Annotated in this window: 18 protein-coding genes and 1 tRNA gene; 4 read left to right on the top strand and 15 right to left on the bottom strand. The window is 71.1% G+C overall.

Annotated elements, in window-relative coordinates; genetic code table 11:
* A partial coding sequence (locus AAG827_RS14675; RefSeq protein WP_341926836.1) for an acetoacetate decarboxylase family protein occupies positions 1–436 on the top strand: 436 nt, incomplete at its 5' end.
* Between the two features lie 197 nt (positions 437–633).
* On the opposite strand, the gene AAG827_RS14670 is transcribed toward AAG827_RS14675, so the two are convergent.
* Together AAG827_RS14670 and AAG827_RS14665 are read right to left on the bottom strand one after the other, a co-directional pair.
* Positions 634–2,271, bottom strand: coding sequence for an acyl-CoA synthetase (locus AAG827_RS14670; RefSeq protein WP_341926835.1), 1,638 nt, complete (start codon positions 2,269–2,271; stop codon positions 634–636).
* 101 nt (positions 2,272–2,372) lie between these two features.
* Complete coding sequence (locus AAG827_RS14665) at positions 2,373–2,738, bottom strand: hypothetical protein (protein WP_341926834.1); 366 nt, start codon at positions 2,736–2,738, stop codon at positions 2,373–2,375.
* 86 nt (positions 2,739–2,824) lie between these two features.
* On the opposite strand from AAG827_RS14665, the gene AAG827_RS14660 reads away from it, so the two are divergent.
* Positions 2,825–3,670: an acyl-CoA thioesterase domain-containing protein gene (locus AAG827_RS14660; RefSeq protein WP_341926833.1), complete on the top strand. Its 846-nt coding sequence runs from the start codon at positions 2,825–2,827 to the stop codon at positions 3,668–3,670.
* 71 nt (positions 3,671–3,741) lie between these two features.
* Here the strand turns inward: AAG827_RS14660 and AAG827_RS14655 are convergent.
* The 8 genes from AAG827_RS14655 to AAG827_RS14620 form a co-directional block, all read right to left on the bottom strand.
* A tRNA-Ala gene (locus AAG827_RS14655) sits at positions 3,742–3,817 on the bottom strand.
* Positions 3,818–3,921: 104 nt separating this feature from the next.
* The gene (locus AAG827_RS14650; RefSeq protein WP_341926832.1) at positions 3,922–4,542 is read right to left on the bottom strand and encodes a histidine phosphatase family protein; all 621 of its coding nucleotides are present in this window, start codon (positions 4,540–4,542) and stop codon (positions 3,922–3,924) included.
* On the bottom strand, positions 4,535–4,918 hold the full coding sequence (rsfS, locus tag AAG827_RS14645) for a ribosome silencing factor (RefSeq protein WP_341926831.1): 384 nt from the start codon (positions 4,916–4,918) through the stop codon (positions 4,535–4,537). Before rsfS ends, AAG827_RS14650 begins: the two co-directional genes overlap by 8 nt.
* Positions 4,915–5,586, bottom strand: a complete 672-nt coding sequence (nadD, locus tag AAG827_RS14640) for a nicotinate-nucleotide adenylyltransferase (protein ID WP_341926830.1) — start codon at positions 5,584–5,586, stop codon at positions 4,915–4,917. Before nadD ends, rsfS begins: the two co-directional genes overlap by 4 nt.
* Before the next feature lie 10 nt (positions 5,587–5,596).
* Positions 5,597–5,755 (bottom strand): hypothetical protein, encoded by a 159-nt coding sequence (locus AAG827_RS14635; protein WP_341926829.1) that lies wholly within the window; start codon positions 5,753–5,755, stop codon positions 5,597–5,599.
* A gap of 27 nt (positions 5,756–5,782) precedes the next feature.
* On the bottom strand, positions 5,783–6,244 hold the full coding sequence (locus tag AAG827_RS14630) for a hypothetical protein (protein ID WP_341926826.1): 462 nt from the start codon (positions 6,242–6,244) through the stop codon (positions 5,783–5,785).
* Positions 6,241–6,864 carry a CDP-alcohol phosphatidyltransferase family protein gene (locus AAG827_RS14625; RefSeq protein ID WP_341926824.1) on the bottom strand — a complete coding sequence of 208 codons (624 nt, stop codon included), beginning with the start codon at positions 6,862–6,864 and terminating at the stop codon, positions 6,241–6,243. Before AAG827_RS14625 ends, AAG827_RS14630 begins: the two co-directional genes overlap by 4 nt.
* A 31-nt stretch (positions 6,865–6,895) precedes the next feature.
* On the bottom strand, positions 6,896–8,167 hold the full coding sequence (locus AAG827_RS14620) for a glutamate-5-semialdehyde dehydrogenase (protein ID WP_341926823.1): 1,272 nt from the start codon (positions 8,165–8,167) through the stop codon (positions 6,896–6,898).
* Between the two features lie 118 nt (positions 8,168–8,285).
* Here AAG827_RS14620 and AAG827_RS14615 point away from each other — a divergent pair, with 118 nt between their 5' ends.
* On the top strand, positions 8,286–9,785 hold the full coding sequence (locus AAG827_RS14615; RefSeq protein WP_341926821.1) for a lysyl oxidase family protein: 1,500 nt from the start codon (positions 8,286–8,288) through the stop codon (positions 9,783–9,785).
* Between the two features lie 74 nt (positions 9,786–9,859).
* Here AAG827_RS14615 and AAG827_RS14610 read toward each other — a convergent pair whose 3' ends face one another.
* The 4 genes from AAG827_RS14610 to AAG827_RS14595 form a co-directional block, all read right to left on the bottom strand.
* Complete coding sequence (locus AAG827_RS14610; RefSeq protein WP_341926820.1) at positions 9,860–10,822, bottom strand: electron transfer flavoprotein subunit alpha/FixB family protein; 963 nt, start codon at positions 10,820–10,822, stop codon at positions 9,860–9,862.
* Positions 10,823–10,835: 13 nt separating this feature from the next.
* On the bottom strand, positions 10,836–11,624 hold the full coding sequence (locus tag AAG827_RS14605) for an electron transfer flavoprotein subunit beta/FixA family protein (RefSeq protein WP_341926819.1): 789 nt from the start codon (positions 11,622–11,624) through the stop codon (positions 10,836–10,838).
* Positions 11,625–11,812: 188 nt separating this feature from the next.
* A complete protein-coding gene (locus tag AAG827_RS14600) occupies positions 11,813–12,130 on the bottom strand; it encodes a hypothetical protein (protein ID WP_341926818.1) in 318 nt (105 codons plus the stop codon).
* A gap of 5 nt (positions 12,131–12,135) precedes the next feature.
* The gene (locus AAG827_RS14595) at positions 12,136–12,915 is read right to left on the bottom strand and encodes an enoyl-CoA hydratase-related protein (RefSeq protein WP_341926817.1); all 780 of its coding nucleotides are present in this window, start codon (positions 12,913–12,915) and stop codon (positions 12,136–12,138) included.
* A gap of 101 nt (positions 12,916–13,016) precedes the next feature.
* On the opposite strand from AAG827_RS14595, the gene glgX reads away from it, so the two are divergent.
* The gene (glgX, locus tag AAG827_RS14590) at positions 13,017–15,173 is read left to right on the top strand and encodes a glycogen debranching protein GlgX (RefSeq protein WP_341926816.1); all 2,157 of its coding nucleotides are present in this window, start codon (positions 13,017–13,019) and stop codon (positions 15,171–15,173) included.
* Positions 15,174–15,183: 10 nt separating this feature from the next.
* Here glgX and glgP read toward each other — a convergent pair whose 3' ends face one another.
* Positions 15,184–17,763 (bottom strand): alpha-glucan family phosphorylase, encoded by a 2,580-nt coding sequence (gene glgP / locus AAG827_RS14585; RefSeq protein ID WP_341926815.1) that lies wholly within the window; start codon positions 17,761–17,763, stop codon positions 15,184–15,186.
* Between the last annotated feature and the right edge of the window lie 8 nt (positions 17,764–17,771).

Raw genomic sequence — 17,771 nt, 5'->3', positions numbered from 1 at the left:
TGCCGGGCTGATGGCCTACGACGAGCTGCTCGCCGCCGTCGTCGTGCGCCACGGGCGCCGCGTCGGCCTCTCGATCACCGACATCTGGGTCGACAGCGAGACCTCGATGCTCGGCGGCCGCGGCTTGTGGGGCATCCCCAAGGACCTGGCGACGTTCAGCGGGCTCGCCGCCGGCACCGACGCCGGCCCGGTCGCGAGCGCGACCTTCACGCCGCGACGCGCGCCCGGGGTGCCGCTGCCCCTCCCGCTGCGCGGCAGCGTCGTGCAGACCCTGCGCGAGCGCACCGTCGCCAGCCCGATCCGTGCCTCGGGACGACTGCGCCCCGCCACCGCCGAGTGGGACCTGGCGCCCGACGGCCCGCTGGCCTGGCTGCGCGCCGGCCGCCCCCTCACCAGCGTCGTCGCCGAGGACTTCCGGATGCGCTTCGGCCGCTGACCCCACCCACCGCTGGTCGAGCAGCGAGCGAAGCGAGCGCACGTCGAGACCCACCCACCGCTGGTCGAGCAGCGAGCGAAGCAAGCGCACGTCGAGACCCCGCACCTCGACGACCAACCGCACCCCAGCCGGCGTACGACGCAGGTCTCGACACCTCCTCGTTGGCGCTCGTCGGGCTCGACCAACGAGGACCAGCCTCAGACGACCTGCGCCTTGGCCCAGCGGTAGTCGGCCTTGCCGGACGGCGAGCGCTCCATCTCGCCGACCCGCACGATCGCCTTGGGCACCTTGTAGCGGGCGACGTGGGTCGCGGCCTCGGCCAGGATCTCCTCGTCGGTGACGTCGACGTCGTCTGCGACCTGGACGACCGCGACGACCTCGCTCCCCCAGCGCTCGGAGGGACGCCCGACGACGACTACGTCGCGCACGGCCGGGTGCGCGGCCACCGCGCGCTCGACCTCCTCGACGAAGATCTTCTCGCCGCCGGAGTTGACGGTGACGCCGTCGCGGCCGAGCAGGTGCACCCGACCGTCCTCGAGCAGGTTGGCGCGGTCCCCCGGCACCGACCAGCGGATGCCCTCGATGACCGGGAAGGTCCGCGCGGTCTTGTCGGCGTCGCCGAGGTAGCCCAGCGGGATGCGGCCGCTGCGGGCCAACCAGCCACCCTTCTCCCCCGGCTCCGAGCGCCGCGTCAGGTCCGGGCTGACGACGGTCGTGTCGGACTGCGGGTTGAAGATCGCGGTGTCGGCCTCGGCGCCCTTGGCGGAGTAGTGGTTCATCTGGATGCCGGTCTCCGAGGAGCCCACGGCGTCGAGCAGCATGATGTGCGGCAGCGCCTCGAGCAGCCGGGTGCGCACGGTCGGCGACATCGGCGCGCCGCCGTTGCTGACCGCAGCGACACCGGACATGTCGTAGTCGCCCCGCTCGAGCTCCTCCACCAGCGGCCGCGCGACCGCGTCGCCGACGACCGGGATGCTCAGGCACTTCTCCCGGATCGCGGTGTTCAGCGCGTCGACCGGGTCCATGCGGTGCACGTTGTCGGGGATCACGATCTTGCCGCCGGTGGTGATCATGTGGAAGGCCGACCACTGCGCCGCTCCGTGCATGAACGGCGGCAGCATCAGCAGCGTCACGCCGCCGTTGGCGTCCACGGCCGCCTTCGCGATCTCGTCGTACGACGCGTAGGGCGTCGTCGTGCCGAAGGGCAGACCGCCCATCGCGGAGATGAACACGTCGTCCTGGCGCCACACGACACCCTTGGGCATCCCCGTGGTGCCGCCGGTGTACATGATGAACAGGTCGTCCCCGTCGGGCACCGGCATGCCCTGCTCGGGCACCGGCGTGGTCACGATCGACTCGTAGGCCACGGCGCCGGGCAGCAGTGCGTTGCCGCTCTCGTCCTCGACCTGGATCAGCACCTTCAGCCCTGGCAGGTGCTCCCGCAGCGCGGCCACCTGGGGCGCGAACTCCGCGTGGTAGAGCAGCGCGTCGGTCGAGGCGTCGTCGAGGAGGTAGCGCAGCTCCTCCTCCACGTAGCGGTAGTTGATGTTGTACGGCGCGACGCGGGCGCGCCAGGCACCCACCAGCGCCTCGAGGTACTCGTTGCCGTTGCGCAGGTAGATGCCGAGGTGGTGCTGGCCGGACTCGTGGCCGGCCAGCGCGTCGCGCTCGGTGTGGCAGCCGAGACCCTGGGACACGAGGAAGCGGGCGACCCCGTCCATCCGCGCGTTGATCTCGGCGTAGGTGAACCGGCGGTCGCGCCAGACCAGCACCTCCTGGTCCGGGACGGCACGGGCGACGGTGTCGAAGACGGTCGAGAGGTTGAAACCGGGCATGCGAGCTCCTGGGCGTGACGACCACAACTAGAACAAGTTGCAGAACTGTAGCGTCCGTCACACCCCGGGGGTATGCCTCCGGCTGAACTTGTTGACTCGCGTCAAGAGCCGGGCATGACCCGGATCGTCGGGCTCACGTCACCTCGGCAGCCGGGCTTGGCCCCGACCTTGGCGTAGTAGCGCCCCGGTGTGCCCGTGTTGCCGGTCGACCAGACGTACCTCGTCCCCTGCTTCTCGGTCGTGTCGTTGGCCCACAGGTGCGGCTCGCCGTTGATGAGCTTGAAGAGCTTGACCGTCCGGTTGGCAGCGCACCTGCGCGGCTTGGCGCTCGAGACCGTCCCGGACAGGTCGGTCCCCTCTGCCTTGATGGTGACCGTGACCGCCGCGTTGGGCGCTGCCGCCTCGGCCGCCGTCACGATCGGGAACGCCGCGGCCAGGGCCGCCGCTCCCGCGATGAGTGCTCGCATGTTCTTCCCTCTTCTCTCCTGGTCCCCACCTGCTCGCACGCTAGACCTCCGCGAGGGTCCTGTCACCGGGCCGTTAGCCTCACGCCGTGGATCCCTCCCTCGCCTTCTTCGCCCCCGAGGGCGACACCCTCGTCCCGACCGCCATGGCCCAGAGCATGTGGAGCACCGACCAGATGCACGGTGTGGCCGTGAGCGGCGCCCTGGGCCGCGCCCTCGAGCGGGCGGTCGCCGCCCTCGGGCGCGCCGACCTCCAGCCGACCCGCTACACCGTCGACCTCTTCCGGGCCGCGCGGATGCAGCCCTGCGAGATCAGCACCGAGGTCGTGCGCGAGGGCTCGCGGATCTGCCTGGTCGACGCCACGATGACCCAGGCCGGCGAGCGCGTGGCCCGCGCGAGCGCGGTCTTCCTCAAGCCCACCGCCTCCACGGAGGGCCAGGTCTGGAGCCCCGACGAGCGCCCGAGCCCGCCGCCCCACGAGGTCGCTCCCCCGACCGACGAGCCGCACGTGCCCTACTTCCACTCGGAGGTCGGCTGGACGCAGGACTTCAGCCAGCACCAGAACGGCTCGCGCAAGCAGTCGTGGAACTCCGCGATCCCCGTCGTCGCCGGTGAGGCCATCACCCCCTTCCAGGCCGCGGCCGCGATCGCGGACGGCGCCAGCCTGGTCACCCACTGGGGCAGCCTCGGCGTGGAGCACATCAACACCGACATCACCCTCACCCTCGTGCGCCCCCCGGTCGGCGTCGAGATCGGCCTGTCCGCCGTCGACCGCCTGGAGCAGGACGGCATCTCCGTCGGGACCGCCGCGATGTTCGACCGCACCGGCCCGCTCGGCACCTGCGTCGTCACGGCACTGGCCAACGCGCGGCGGGTGGTCGACATGGGCGGCATCTCCTACGACGACGACGGGACCCGTCGTACGACGTCCTGAGCGACCGGGCCGAGACGAGAAGCACCGACAATGCACCAGAGGCGGCCTCCCGGGGGGAGACCGCCTCTCGATGGTGGAGGTGAGGGGACTCGAACCCCTGACCCTCTGCATGCCATGCAGATGCGCTACCAGCTGCGCCACACCCCCATCGGGGTGCTGCCCGGGCCAAGGCCCTGACAACTCGCGAAATATTAGCCAACGCCGATCCGGGACGCGAATCGGGGTCCCCCTCCGGTGCTTCCCGGCCTCGTTCAGGCCGGGGCGACCCGGTTGTAGGCGCCCAGCCGGAAGCCGCCGGTCGCCGGCGACTCGGTCAGCACCGCCCACCCGCAGTTGTCCAGCGCCCCCAGCGTCTGCAGCTCCTCGACGTCCCACGACAGCAGCGAGGCGATGACGACGCGCAGGGCGGCCCCGTGGGACACCGCCACGGACAGCCCGCCCGCGGGCGTGGCGTCGAGGAGGTCGAGCAGCACGGCGCGCATCCGCTTCTCGACCGCGAGAGTCCCCTCGCCGTCGGGCACGACGTCGAAGTCACCGGTGCGGAACGCCGCGAACTCCTCGGGGTGCGCCACGGCGTAGTCCGCGTGGGTCATGCCCTCGCGCGAGCCGAGGGCGTACTCCCGCAGGCGCGCGTCAGCGACCGGAGCCAGCCCGCAGGCCGCACCGACGTACGCCGCCGTGGTGGCCGCGCGGGTCAGGTCGGAGCTCCACAGGTGCACCGGGCCCAGCGCGGCGACGTGCTGTGCGACCGCCTGCGCCTGGGCGTGGCCGATCTCGTCGAGCTCGGCGTCGGCGTGGCCCTGGATGCGCCGCGCCTGGTTCCACGCGGTGCGGCCGTGGCGCAGCAGGACGAGCGTGCGCGCGTCAGGCACCCTGCGGCGGGCCCGTGACGTCGGCGGGCAGCTTGATCGTCGGGCAGTCGCGCCACAGTCGCTCGAGGGCGTAGAACTGGCGCTCCTCCTCGTGCTGCACGTGCACGACGATCTCGCCGTAGTCGATGAGCACCCAACGACCGTCGCGCTCGCCCTCGCGGCGCACCGGCTTGGCGCCGATGGCGCGCAGCGCGTCCTCGACCGCGTCGACGATCGCCTTGACCTGGCGGTCGTTGGACGCCGAGGCGAGGACGAAGGCGTCGGTGATCGCGAGCTGCTCGCTCACGTCGAAGGCGACGATCTGGGTGGCGAGCTTGTCGGACGCGGCACGGGCGGCGGCGACGACGAGCTCGACGGCATGGTCGGTGGCAGTCATGAGGCTTCTCTGGTCGGGGACGGGGTGGGAGTCGGGTCAGGAGTCGGGTCGGGCTCGACGGCGGGGTAGAGCCGGTGCTTCTGGATGTACTGGACCACACCGTCGGGCACGAGGTACCAGACGGGCTGGCCGCGGCGCTGGCGCTCACGGCAGTCGGTGGAGGAGATCGCCAGCGCCGGGATCTCCACGATCGTGACCCGCGAGGACGGCAGGGCCGCGATGGTCTCGGGGTCCATGTCGTAGCCGGGGCGCGTGCAGCCGACGAACTGGGCGAGGTCGAAGAGACCGTCGGCGTCGTGCCAGCTGAAGATGTCGGTCAGTGCGTCGGCGCCGGTGATGAAGTAGAGGTCGGCGTCGGGCATCGCGGCACTGAGGTCGCGCAGCGTGTCGACGGTGTAGGTCGGACCCTCGCGGTCGATGTCGACGCGCGACACCGTGAAGCGAGGGTTGGCCGCGGTCGCGATCACCGTCATCAGGTAGCGGTGCTCGGGAGGTGAGACGTCGCGCTCGGACTTCTGCCAGGGCCGACCCGTCGGGGCGAAGACGACCTCGTCGAGGTCGAACCACGCCTGCACCTCCGAGGCCGCCACGAGGTGCCCGTGGTGGATGGGGTCGAACGTGCCACCCATGACGCCGACACGGCGGCGCACGGGGGTGGCGTCAGTCATGCGTCGACACTCAGCTGTGCTCGCGTCCCCCGCCGAAGGCGACCAGGGCGAAGAGCATCCCGAGGAGGATGCCGATGGCGATGAGCCCGACCCACCAGGGGTTGATGACCTGCTCGTGGTGCTCGGCGGCGGCCCGGCTCAGGGACAGCGTGATGTGGCTCAGCGACATGCCGCAGATCCTACCGGCCCCCTGCGCTCAACCGAGAAGTGACTCGACCCCGGCGAGCACCAGCCAGAACCGCAGGGTGCGCCCGACGAAGATCGTGGGCAGGAAGACCCACATGCGCATCTTCAGCGCACCGGCGACAGCGGCCATGACGAGCAGCGGCGGGATGCCTCCGAAGGAGGAGATGAGCATGATCGCCCCGGCGAAGAAGGGACGCCCCTCCATGCGGGCCTGCCAGCGCGCATAGCTGGCCTTCACCTTGTCGCCGGTGAGCTTCTTCTGCACCCAGTCGGTCTCGATGCTGCGTCGCGTCGCCTCGTACCAGACGATCTTGCCGACGGTCTGGCCGGCGCCGGCGATGGCCGCCAAGGTGAACGCGTGGCCCCCGACGGTCGCCGCCATGCCGCCGAGGATGACCTCCATGTTGATCAGCGGGAACAGGGCCGAGGCGATGCTGACGCCGAAGGTCCAGAAGGCCAGGCTGAGGCTCATGTCGCGCTGGTGCTCCCCGCGCGCTCGGGCACCGGCAGGCCCAGCTGGAAGAGCCACCTCAGCGAGACGCACTTGAGCACGACCAGCGCGAGCGCGATCACCAGCCCGACCTGCCACCAGCCGGTGACCAGCAGCAGCACCGCGAAGAGCGCGGAGTTGAGCGCCTTGGCCGGCTTCGACCAGTTCCACCGGTAGAGGCGGGCGTCCACGACGTAGAAGTAGTTGGGGCTGCGGATCGGCCAGGCCAGGAAGGCCAGCGACAGGAACATGTCGATGACCATGAAGTTGAAGAGGTAGACCGAGACCGGCAGCACCATCTCGGGCTGGAGCCAGGCCAGACCGATGTAGAACCCGGCGCAGTTGATGCGGTCGCACATGATGTCGAGCGTGCCGCCGATGCGGGTCTCGCAGTCGAAGAGGCGGGCGTATCCCCCGTCCGCCATGTCACCGACCCAGTAGACGACGAGGCCGACGACCAGCAGCGTGAGGTCCTCGTCGACCGCGGCGTAGAGGCACAGGGCCAACGACACGACCGTGCGGACGAAGGTGATCACCGTCGCGCCGGTGAACAGCCTCTCGGCCGCCGGATCGGCGTAGACGGTCGCGTCGCTCACGGGCATGGTCGGAACGCTATCGCGGGGAGGCCCCGGGTCAGCGAACGTGGCCGTTCCCGGTCACGACGTACTTGGTCGAGGTCATCTCCGGCAGCCCCATCGGCCCACGCGCGTGCAGCTTCTGGGTGCTGATCCCGATCTCCGCCCCGAAGCCGAACTCGCCGCCGTCGGTGAAGCGCGTCGAGGCGTTGACGAGCACGGCCGCCGAGTCCACGCTGGCCACGAAGCGGCGGGCCGCCGACTGGTCCTCGGTCACGATCGCATCGCTGTGCTGGCTCGAGAAGCGCCGGACGTGCGCCAGCGCCGCGTCGAGGTCCGGCACGACGGCGGCGCTGATGTCGAGCGAGAGGTACTCGGTCGCGTAGTCCTCGTCGGTGGCCGCCAGCACTCCCTCGTGGGCCTGGAACGCGGGGTCGCCGTGGATGGTCACGCCGGCGTCCTGCAGCGCTGCGACGACCCGCGGCAGGAAGGCGTCGGCGACCTCGGCATGCACCAGCAACGACTCGGCGGCGTTGCAGACGCTGGTGCGGTGGGTCTTGGCGTTGAGCACGATCGCGAGTGCCTTGTCGAGGTCCGCGGCACGGTCGACGTAGACGTGGCAGTTGCCGACCCCGGTCTCGATCACGGGGACGGTCGACTCCTCGACCACCGAGCGGATCAGGCCGGCGCCACCGCGCGGGATGAGCACGTCCACGAAGCCCCGGGCCCGCATCAGGGCCTTGACGCTGTCGTGGGAGTCCCCCGGCACGAGCTGGACGACGTCGGCGTCGAGGCCGACGGCGCTCGCGGCGTCGCGCAGCACCGCCACGATCGCGGCGTTGCTGGACCGGGCGCTGGAGCTGCCCCGCAGGAGCACCGCGTTGCCCGACTTGAGGCAGATGCCCGCGGCGTCGGCGGTGACGTTGGGCCGCGCCTCGTAGATCATCCCGACCACGCCGAAGGGCACCCGCACCTGACGCAGCTCGAGCCCGTTGGCCAGCGTGCTCCCCCGCACCACCTCGCCCACCGGGTCGGGCAGGCCGGCGACGTCGCGCAGGCCCTGGGCCATGGCCTCGAGGCGGTCGTCGGTCAGCCGCAGCCGGTCGACGATGTTGGCGGGGGTGCCACCGCCCTCGGCACGCGTCACGTCCTCCGCGTTGGCCGCGAGGACCTCCTCGCTGCGCTGGAGCAGCGACCCGGCCATCGCGAGCAGGGCGCGGTCCTTCTCGGCCCGGGTCGCCAGCGCCAGCGCGTGGCTGGCCTCGCGTGCGCGGCGGGCCACGGCGAGGACCTGCTGCTCGGTGTCGTCTCCACGGGGGGCCTGCGTCATGGTCCGAGCCTAGGAGAGACCGGAGGCGCGCTCCGCGGGTGTCTCGCGATCCTGGGCAACCAAACCGGCCTCGGTTGCGTCGTAGTCCTCGGACTCACCATTCCTCAGGAGGAACCCCATGCCTCGCACCTCACCCCGCAGCACCGCCCTTCGGGCCGCCGGCCTCGCCGCGCTCGCGCTCGTCCTCCCGGCACTCCCCGCGCTCTCCTCCGGCGCCGACGCCGCCCCTGCCGCTGCCCCTGCCGCTGCTGCGCAGCGCGCGGAGGGCGACGCCCCGGTGTCGCTGTGGTCACCGGACCGCATCGAGGCCTTCTCCTACGGCGGCCGCGTCTACACCGACCTCGGCCTGCGTCTCGTCGCGCAGGACCAGCCCTTCGAGCTCTGGTCGACCCGCACCGGCTACGACGAGAAGATCCGGACCGTGTGGCGCTCGGCCACCGGCGACGTGACCCTGCCCGCCGGGTCGATGTCCACGTTCAGCGGCCTGCGCCACTTCCTCAAGCTGAGCTTCGACCCGGTCAAGGCCGGGCCGACCACCAGGATGGTCCAGGGCGGCTGCCTGTCGGGCTACGCCGAGCGGGTGAGCCCCGACGCGCCGGCCACGTCGGACTACCCCCGCTCCTGCTACTACAACCCCTACGCGATCGGGTCGGTCCAGGGCGTGCAGGCCGGCTGGGCCACCCCGGTCTTCAACACCTACAAGCCGCTGCGGCTCGAGCCGGGCCGCTACCGGGTCACCGCCGCGGTCGGCGCCCCCTACGCGAAGGCGTTCGGGCTGTCGGCGGCCGAGGCGAGGCGCACCTTCACCCTCGTGGTGAAGAAGGAGGACTACGGCAGCGAGGGACGTCGTACGACGGAGCGCGGCGTCGCGACGCCCGCCCGGCAGGAGCCCACCAAGGCCGCCGACGGCGAGGTCGTCGGACCACGTCCGGACCTGCGCTCGTTGCCGGCCTGGGGCATCCAGGTGGCGCCCAACGGGTCGTTCCTGCAGTTCTCGGCCACCGTGTGGAACGGCGGCGACAGCCCCCTCGTCGTCGACGGCTTCCGCAAGGAGGGCGAGGACGAGATGGAGGGCTACCAGTACTTCTTCGACGCCGAGGGCACCCAGACCGGCTACCGGAAGGTGGGCCACTTCCACTGGGACGAGAAGCCGACCCACCAGCACTGGCACTTCAAGGACTTCGCCAGCTACACGCTGCTCAAGGCCGACAAGACCGCCATCGTGAAGTCGCGCAAGGAGGCCTTCTGCCTGGCCAACACCGACGCCGTCGACACCACGGTCCCCTCCGCGGTGTGGAACCCGGAGAACACCGACCTGTCCACGGCGTGCGGCGACTACGGCTCGCTGTCGATCCGCGAGGTGCTCGCCTCCGGATGGGGCGACACCTACGCCCAGTTCCGCGCCGGACAGTCGTTCAACCTCGAGGGGCTGCCCAACGGCACCTACTACATCGAGGTCAAGGCCAACCCGCGCGGCAAGCTCGTGGAAGCCTCGACGGACAACAACGTCGCGCTGCGCAAGATCGTCATCGGGGGCAAGCCGGGTGCCCGGACGGTCGAGGTGCCCCGGGTCGGCCTGGTCGTCGAGCCGGGCAACGGCGCCCGCGGCGGCTTCTGACGCCTCCCCCGCACAGCACAGCGCCCCGCCACCTCACGGTGACGGGGCGCTGGTGCGTGGTGCTTGCGGGCGGCTCAGCCCTTGCGCTGGTTGATCGCCTCGGTGGCGGCGGGCAGGACCGCGTGCAGGTCCCCCACGACGCCGAAGTCGACCAGCTCGAAGATCGGGGCCTCGTCGTCCTTGTTGACGGCGATGATCGTCTTCGAGGTCTGCATGCCGGCGCGGTGCTGGATGGCACCCGAGATGCCGTTGGCGACGTAGAGCTGCGGCGAGACCGTCTTGCCGGTCTGACCCACCTGGAAGGTGTGGGGCATCCAGCCGGAGTCGACCGCGGCACGCGAGGCGCCGACGGCCGCGCCCAGGGCGTCGGCAAGACCCTCGATGGGCTCGAAGTTGCCACCGGTGCCGCGACCACCGGAGACCACGATCGCGGCCTCGGTGAGCTCGGGACGACCCGTCGCCTTGCGCGGCTGCGAGGCCACGATCTGGGCGGTCTTGGCGCCGTCGGAGATCGTCGCTGCGAACTCCTCGACCGTGCCGGAGCCCGCCTCCTCCTCGGGGGCGGCAGCGTTGGGCTTGACCGTGATGATCGGCGTGCCCTGCGTGACCTTCGCCTGGACGGTGTAGTTGCCGGCGAAGACCGACTGCGTCGTGACGACGGTGTCGCCGTCGGCCTGCACGTCGACGGCGTCGGTGATGATGCCGGAGCCGAGCTTGATCGCGAGACGACCGGCGATCTCCTTGCCCTCGGCGGAGGAGGTGATCAGGATCGCGGCGGGCGACGCCTTCTCGGCGAGCTGCTGGAGCACCTCCGCCTTGGGGGCCACGAGGTAGCCCTTGATCTCGGTGTCGTCGACGGTGTAGACCTTCGCGGCGCCGAACTTGGTGACCGCCTCGGTCGCGGCGGCGGCCTGGTCGGCCGAGCCGATGAAGACCGCGGAGGGCTCGCCGAGCCGCTTGGCGATCGCGAGGAGCTCGTAGGTGGGCTTGCGGACCGCGCCGTCGACGTGGTCGATGAGAACCAGAACTTCAGACATCAGCAGACGCTCCTCAGATGAACTTCTTGGACGCGAGGAAGTCGGTGAGCGCGCCAGCGCCCGAGCCGTCCTCGTCCTTGACGATCTCGCCGGCCGTGCGCGGCGGGCGGGCGGTCGTGTCGACGACCTCGGACCAGGCGACCGACAGGCCGACCTCGCCGGCGTCGACACCGATGTCGCTCAGCGACCAGGTCTCGAGCGGCTTCTTCTTCGCGGCCATGATGCCCTTGAAGGAGGGGTAGCGAGCCTCGCCCGTCTGGTCGGTGACCGAGAGGACCAGCGGCATCGTGCCGCCGATGACCTCGGTGGCGGTGTCGCCGTCACGCTTGATGCGGACCTGGTCGCCCTGGGTCTCGATGACCGAGGCGAAGGTGATCTGCGGGAGGTCGAGGCGCTCGGCGAGCATGGCCGGGACGACGCTGCCGGAGGCGTCGGTCGACGCCATGCCGCACATCACGAGGTCGGCCTGGCCCTTGTCGGCCACGATCTTCTCGACGGCCTTGGCCAGCACCAGCGAGGTCGCGGCGTAGTCGGAGCCGGCGATGGCCTCGTCGGAGACGTGGATGCCCTCGTCGGCGCCCATCTGGAGGGCCTTGCGGACCGCATCGAGGGCCTTCTCGGGGCCCACGCAGAGCGCGGTGACGGTGACGTCGGCGGGGTTCTCCGACTTCTCCTTGATCTGGAGCGCCTGCTCGACGGCGTATTCGTCGAGCTCGGAGAGGAGACCGTCGACGCCGACGCGGTCTACGGTGTTGTCCGACTCGAAGCGCCGGTCGGCGGTCGCGTCGGGCACGTGCTTCACACAGACGACAATGTTCATGGTGGTGTGGCCTGGACGGCCCCTCCTGAGTGCTCGTGAAGGTCACGGACGTGACCTGAGAACTGATGGTTCTGGCAGGTTACCGCCGAGTCAGGAGCCGCGGAACACAAGTCCGCGGTGGACTAACTCACACGGTGCGGTGGGTCACCACCAGTGTGCCCCGCCCCTGGTCAGGGGCGGATCACGCGCTCGAGCAGCCGCCCGACGACGAGGTAGACGACCGCGCCGAGACCGTAGTTGAACAGCGCCGTGGTGGTCTCGCCGTTCTCCCCGCCGAACTTCTTGATCGGGTTCTCCAGGCTGAAGATGCCCAGGTCGACGCCGTCGGCGAGGTCGAGGACGAACTCCACGAAGGGGTTGCTCGGCTCGGCGTCGAGCGCGATGAGGAGCGCGGCGACGGCCAGCGCCGACGCGCAGACCACGAAGAGCGCCCACACCACCCGCGCAGCGATCACGCGCACCCGCGCGCTCGACCTGCGATCAGCCACCTGCGTCACCGTCCCTCGAACTGAGCCTTGCCCGGACCGTTCTCGACGAAGGATTGCATACCGTTGGTCTGGTCCTCGGTCGCGAAGAGCGCGGCGAACTGGAGGCGCTCGATCTCCAGCCCGGTGGCGAGGTCGACCTCGAGGCCGCGATCGATGCTCTCCTTGGCGGCCCGCACGGCGAGCGACGCAGCGCCCGTGAACTGACGCGCCCACGCCACGGCCTCGTCGTAGACCGACTCCGCCGGCACCAGCCGGTCGACCAGCCCGATCGCCAGTGCCTCGTCGGCCTTCACGAAGCGGCCGGTGAAGATGATGTCCTTGGCCTTGCTCGGCCCGACCAGACGGCTCAGCCGCTGGGTGCCACCGGCGCCGGGGATGATCCCGAGCAGCACCTCGGGCTGGCCGAGGGTCGCGTCGTCGGCGGCGATGCGGATGTCGGCGGCCAGGGCCAGCTCACAACCACCGCCGAGGGCGTAGCCGGTGATCGCGGCCACGACCGGCTTGGGGATCGCCGCGACGGCGCTGACGGCCGACTGCACCGAGCCCGACACGGTGACCATGTCGGCATAGCTCAGCGCCGCCATCTCCTTGACGTCGTTGCCGGCGGCGAACACCCGCTCGCCGCCGTAGACGACCACGGCCTTGACGTCGTCGCGCTCGCTGGCCTCGGCGGCCGCGGCACGGAGCTCGGCCTGCACCTGGACGCTGATCGCGTTCATCTTCGGGCGGTCGAGACGGATCGTGCCCACGCCGTCGCTCACCTCGAGGGTCACGAACTCTGCCATCTGGGTCTCCTTGATCGGGTGGTGCCGGTTCAGGCCCACGAGCCTGCCACCACGGACGGAACACCGGACACCCGGCACACCGGATGAGCAACAATGCGTCCGTGACTCCTGGCCTCTGGCGCAACCTCGGCGATCGGGCGGCGGTCTGGCCGGGCAAGAACTACCCGCTCGGCGCGACCTGGTCCCCCGAGGCCACCAACTTCGCGGTGCACGCCCCCCGCGCCCGCGTCGCGTGGGTGTGCCTCTTCGACGAGGAGGACGGCGAGAGCCGCCACCGGCTCACCGAGCAGTCCCTGGGCATCTGGCACGGCGCCCTGCCGGGGGTGGCACCGGGCACGCGCTACGGATTCCGTTTCGAGGGACCGTGGGACCCCGACGCCGGGCTGCGCTTCAACCACGACAAGCTGCTGCTCGATCCCTTCGCCCGGGCCGTGAGCGGTGAGGTGACCCTCGACCCCGCCATCTACGGCCACGTCGTCGACGAGCAGGGGGTGGAGTCCCCCGAGCCCACCGACTCGGCGCCGTTCGTGCCCCGCAGCGTCGTCGTCGCCGACGACTTCGACTGGGGCGACGACACCGCTCCCCGTCACCGCTGGCGCGACTCGGTCATCTACGAGGCCCACGTCAAGGGCATGACCGCCCTCCACGACCGGGTGCCCGAGCACCTGCGCGGGACCTACGCCGGGCTGGCGACACCGGCGGTCGTCGACTACCTCCGCGACCTCGGCGTGACGGCGATCGAGCTGCTGCCCGTGCACCAGTTCGTCTCCGAGCCGGCCCTCGTCGAGCGCGGCCTGACCAACTACTGGGGCTACAACTCCATCGGCTACTTCGCGCCGCACAACGCCTACTCCTCCTCCGGTGACCGCGGTCAGCAGGTCACCGAGTTCAAGGCGATGGTCAAGGCCTTCCACGAGGCGGGGCTCGAGGTCATCCTCGACGTGGTCTACAACCACACCGCCGAGGCGGGCTCCGACGGACCCACGCTCTCCTTCCGCGGTCTCGACGACAGCATCTACACCCGCGTCCACCCGCCGACGCCCGGCGCCCCGGTCGTCGACACCTACTGGGACGTGACCGGCTGCGGCAACACCGTCGACGCCGCCAACCCGTTCGCGCTGCGGCTGATCCTCGACTCGCTGCGCTACTGGGTGACCGAGATGCACGTCGACGGCTTCCGCTTCGACCTGCTGTCCGCGCTGACACGGGTCGACCACGAGATCGACATGGGCTGCCACCTGCTCACCGCCATCGGCCAGGACCCGGTGCTGCGGCACGTGAAGCTCATCGCCGAGCCCTGGGACGCCTCGATGGACGGCTACCGCGTGGGTGGCTGCCCCCCGCCGTGGGTCGAGTGGAACGACCAGTACCGCGACGGCATCCGCGACTTCTGGCGTGGGCACTCCTCGGGCATCCGCACCGTCGCCACCCGTCTCGCGGGCTCCTCGGACCTCTACGCCGACGACGGCCGCTCGGCGTACGCCTCGGTCAACTTCGTGACCGCGCACGACGGCTTCACCGTGCGCGACCTGGTGAGCTACGAGCACAAGCACAACGAGGCCAACGGCGAGCGCAACCGCGACGGGACCGACAACAACCGGTCGTGGAACCACGGCACCGAGGGCGAGACCGACGACGCCGCGATCGTGGCGCTGCGACGCCGGCAGGCGGCCAACCTGATGGTCACGCTGTGCCTATCCAACGGGGTCCCGATGATCACCGCGGGCGACGAGCGCGGGCGCACCCAGCGCGGCAACAACAACGCCTACTGCCAGGACAACGAGACGTCGTGGATCGACTGGCGGCCCGACGACGCCTGGCTCGACGTCTACGACGTGGTGAAGACCGCGCTGCGGCTGCGCCGCGAGCACCCGGCCCTGCGCCAGCGGCACTGGTTCGAGGGGCGTCCCGCGATCCGGGGCGGGCCCAAGGACCTCGCCTGGCTGCACCCGTCCGGGCGGGAGATGAGCGCCGCCGACTGGCACGACCACGAGCTGGCCACGGTCGGGATGTTCGTCTCCGGGTCCCCGCTGCGCTCCCCCGGCCCGCGCGGCGAGCAGCAGGTCGACGCGTCGTTCATGCTGTGGTTCAACTCCGGCGCCGAGCCGGTGTCGGTCGGGCTGCCGGAGAACGACTGGGTGCAGGCCGGCGAGATCGCACTGACCACCGACCCCGACCTCGTGGTCGGCACCCCGGTGGTCGCGGGCACCGAGCTCACGCTCGGCGCCCGCACCGTGCTGGTGCTGCGGGGCACCTGAGGCAGGACGCTCAGGCCATCGCCACGACACCCAGCTCGGCGCTCGAGGTGAGCAGCTCGTTGCTGGGGACGATGCGCACGGTGTAGCCGAAGGCACCGGAGTGGTCCAGCGTGACCTCGCCGTCGAAGCGGCGCCGGCCGCCGTCGTAGGTCTCGGCGAGCGTGAGGGTGTGGATCACCGTGTCGGTCAGCTCGTCCTCGGCGTTGATCTTGCCGTGCACGAGCTGGACCGCGACGTCCTCGGGACCCAGCGACCCAAGCGCGACGAAGCTGCGCACGCTCAGGACGGCCCCGACCTCGGGCGCGTCACCGACGCCGCTGCTCTCGACGTGCTCGACGCGGACCTCGGGCCACGCGGAGCGGACCTTGTCCTTCCAGGCGGCCAGCGTGCGCGCGCCTGCGTAGTCGGAGTTGAGGCGACGCGCGTTGGTCGCGGCCGGGGTGTAGAGCTTCTGCGTGTAGTCGCGGACCATCCGGGTCGCGAGCACCTTGGGGCCGAGCGACTTCAACGTGTGGCGCAGCATCTCGACCCAGCGGGTCGGCACGCCCTCGGCGTCCACGTCGTAGAAGCGCGGGGCGACCTCGTTCTCGAGCAGCTCGTAGAGCGCGGTGGCCTCGAGGTCGTCGCGGCGGTCGGGGTCGTCGAGACCGTCGGCGGACGGGATCGCCCAGCCGTTCTCGCCGTCGTACCACTCGTCCCACCAACCGTCGAGGATGGAGAGGTTGAGCCCGCCGTTGAGGGCGGCCTTCATGCCCGACGTGCCGCAGGCCTCGTAGGGGCGCAGCGGGTTGTTGAGCCACACGTCGCAGCCGGGGTAGAGCGGCTGCGCCATGGCGATGTCGTAGTTGGGCAGGAAGACGATGCGGTGGCGGACCTCCGGGTCGTCGGCGAAGCGCACCATCTCCTGGATCAGCTTCTTGCCGCCGTCGTCGGCGGGGTGCGACTTGCCGGCGATGATGAGCTGGATCGGGCGCTCGGGGTCGAGCAGCAGCCGCTTGAGGCGAGCGGGGTCGCGCAGCATCAGCGTCAGCCGCTTGTACGACGGGACGCGGCGTGCGAAGCCGATCGTCAGGACGTCCGGGTCGAGGGCACTGTCGATCCAGGCCAGCTCGGCCTTGGCGGCCCCGCGCTTCTCCCACGAGGCGGCGAGACGCTTGCGCGCGTCGGTGACCAGGCGCTGGCGCAGCTCACGCTTGACCGCCCAGACCTGGGCGCTGGGCACCTTGTCGACGGCGTTCCAGAAGCCCTCGGTGTCGTCGGACTCGGCGTCGGCACCCTGTGACTCCGCGAGCGCGATGACCTCGCGGGCCACCCAGGTCGGCGCGTGGACGCCGTTGGTGATGGAGCCGATCGGCACCTCGGACTCGTCGAACGCCGGCCACAGGCCGTTGAACATCCCGCGGCTCACCTCGCCGTGCAGGATCGAGACGCCGTTGGCGCGCTGCGCCAGCCGGAAGCCCATGACCGCCATGTTGAAGACGGAGGCGTCGCCGCCCTCGAAGTCCTCGGTGCCGAGAGCCAGGACGCGGTCGATCGGGACGCCCGGGGTCGCTCCGCTCTCGCCGAAGTACTGCTCGACGAGGGTGCGGGAGAAGCGGTCGATGCCGGCCGGGACCGGGGTGTGGGTGGTGAAGACGGTCGAGGCGCGGCTCACCTCGAGAGCGGTGGCGAAGTCGAGGCCCGGCCCGTCGGCGTCGGCGGTGAGCTCGCGGATCCGCTCGATGCCGAGGAAGCCGGCGTGGCCCTCGTTGGTGTGGAAGACCTCGGGCGCGGGGGCGCCGGTGATCCGCGAGTAGGCCCGGAGCGCCCGCACGCCGCCGACCCCGAGGAGCATCTCCTGGCGCAGCCGGTGCTCGCTGGTGCCGCCGTAGAGCCGGTCCGTCACGTCGACGTAGTGGTCGGGGTTGCCCTCGACGTCGGTGTCGAGCATCAGCAGCGGGACGCGGCCGACGCTGGCCACCCAGATGCGGGCCAGCAGGTCGGGGCCGCCGGGCATCGCGATCGAGATCATCGCCCGGGAGCCGTCGTGCTCGCGCAGCAGCGAGATCGGCAGCTCGTCGGGGTCGAGGACCGGGTAGGTCTCCTGCTGCCAGCCGTCGCGCGACAGCGACTGCTGGAAGTAGCCGTGGCGGTAGAGGAGCCCGACACCGACGATCGGCACGCCGAGGTCGCTGGCGGCCTTCAGGTGGTCGCCGGCGAGGATCCCGAGGCCGCCGGAGTACTGCGGGAGCACGGCGGTGATGCCGAACTCGGGCGAGAAGTAGCCGATGGCGGCAGGGCCGGCCGAGGCGCCGCGGCGCTGGTACCAGCGCTCGCCGGTCAGGTAGGCCTGGAGGTCCGCGGAGGCGGCCTGCAGCCGCTCGAGGAAGCCCGCGTCGGTGGCGAGCTGCTCGAGCCGGGCCGGCCCGACGGCGCCGAGGAGCTTGACCGGGTCGTGCCCGGTCGACTCCCACAGGCCAGGGTCGATCTCCTCGAAGACGTCCTGCGTCTCGGGGTGCCAGGACCAGCGGAGGTTGCCCGCCAGGTCGCTCAGCGCCGCCAGGGCGGCCGGAAGGACGGGACGGACGGTGAATCGTCGGATTGCGCGCACCCGGAGGA

This window comes from Nocardioides psychrotolerans (genome assembly GCF_943371775.1).
In the GTDB taxonomy this organism is placed as follows: domain Bacteria; phylum Actinomycetota; class Actinomycetes; order Propionibacteriales; family Nocardioidaceae; genus Nocardioides; species Nocardioides psychrotolerans_A.
The sequence above is the reverse complement of the archived record's forward strand: the minus strand, read 5'-3'. Positions and strand labels throughout refer to the sequence as shown.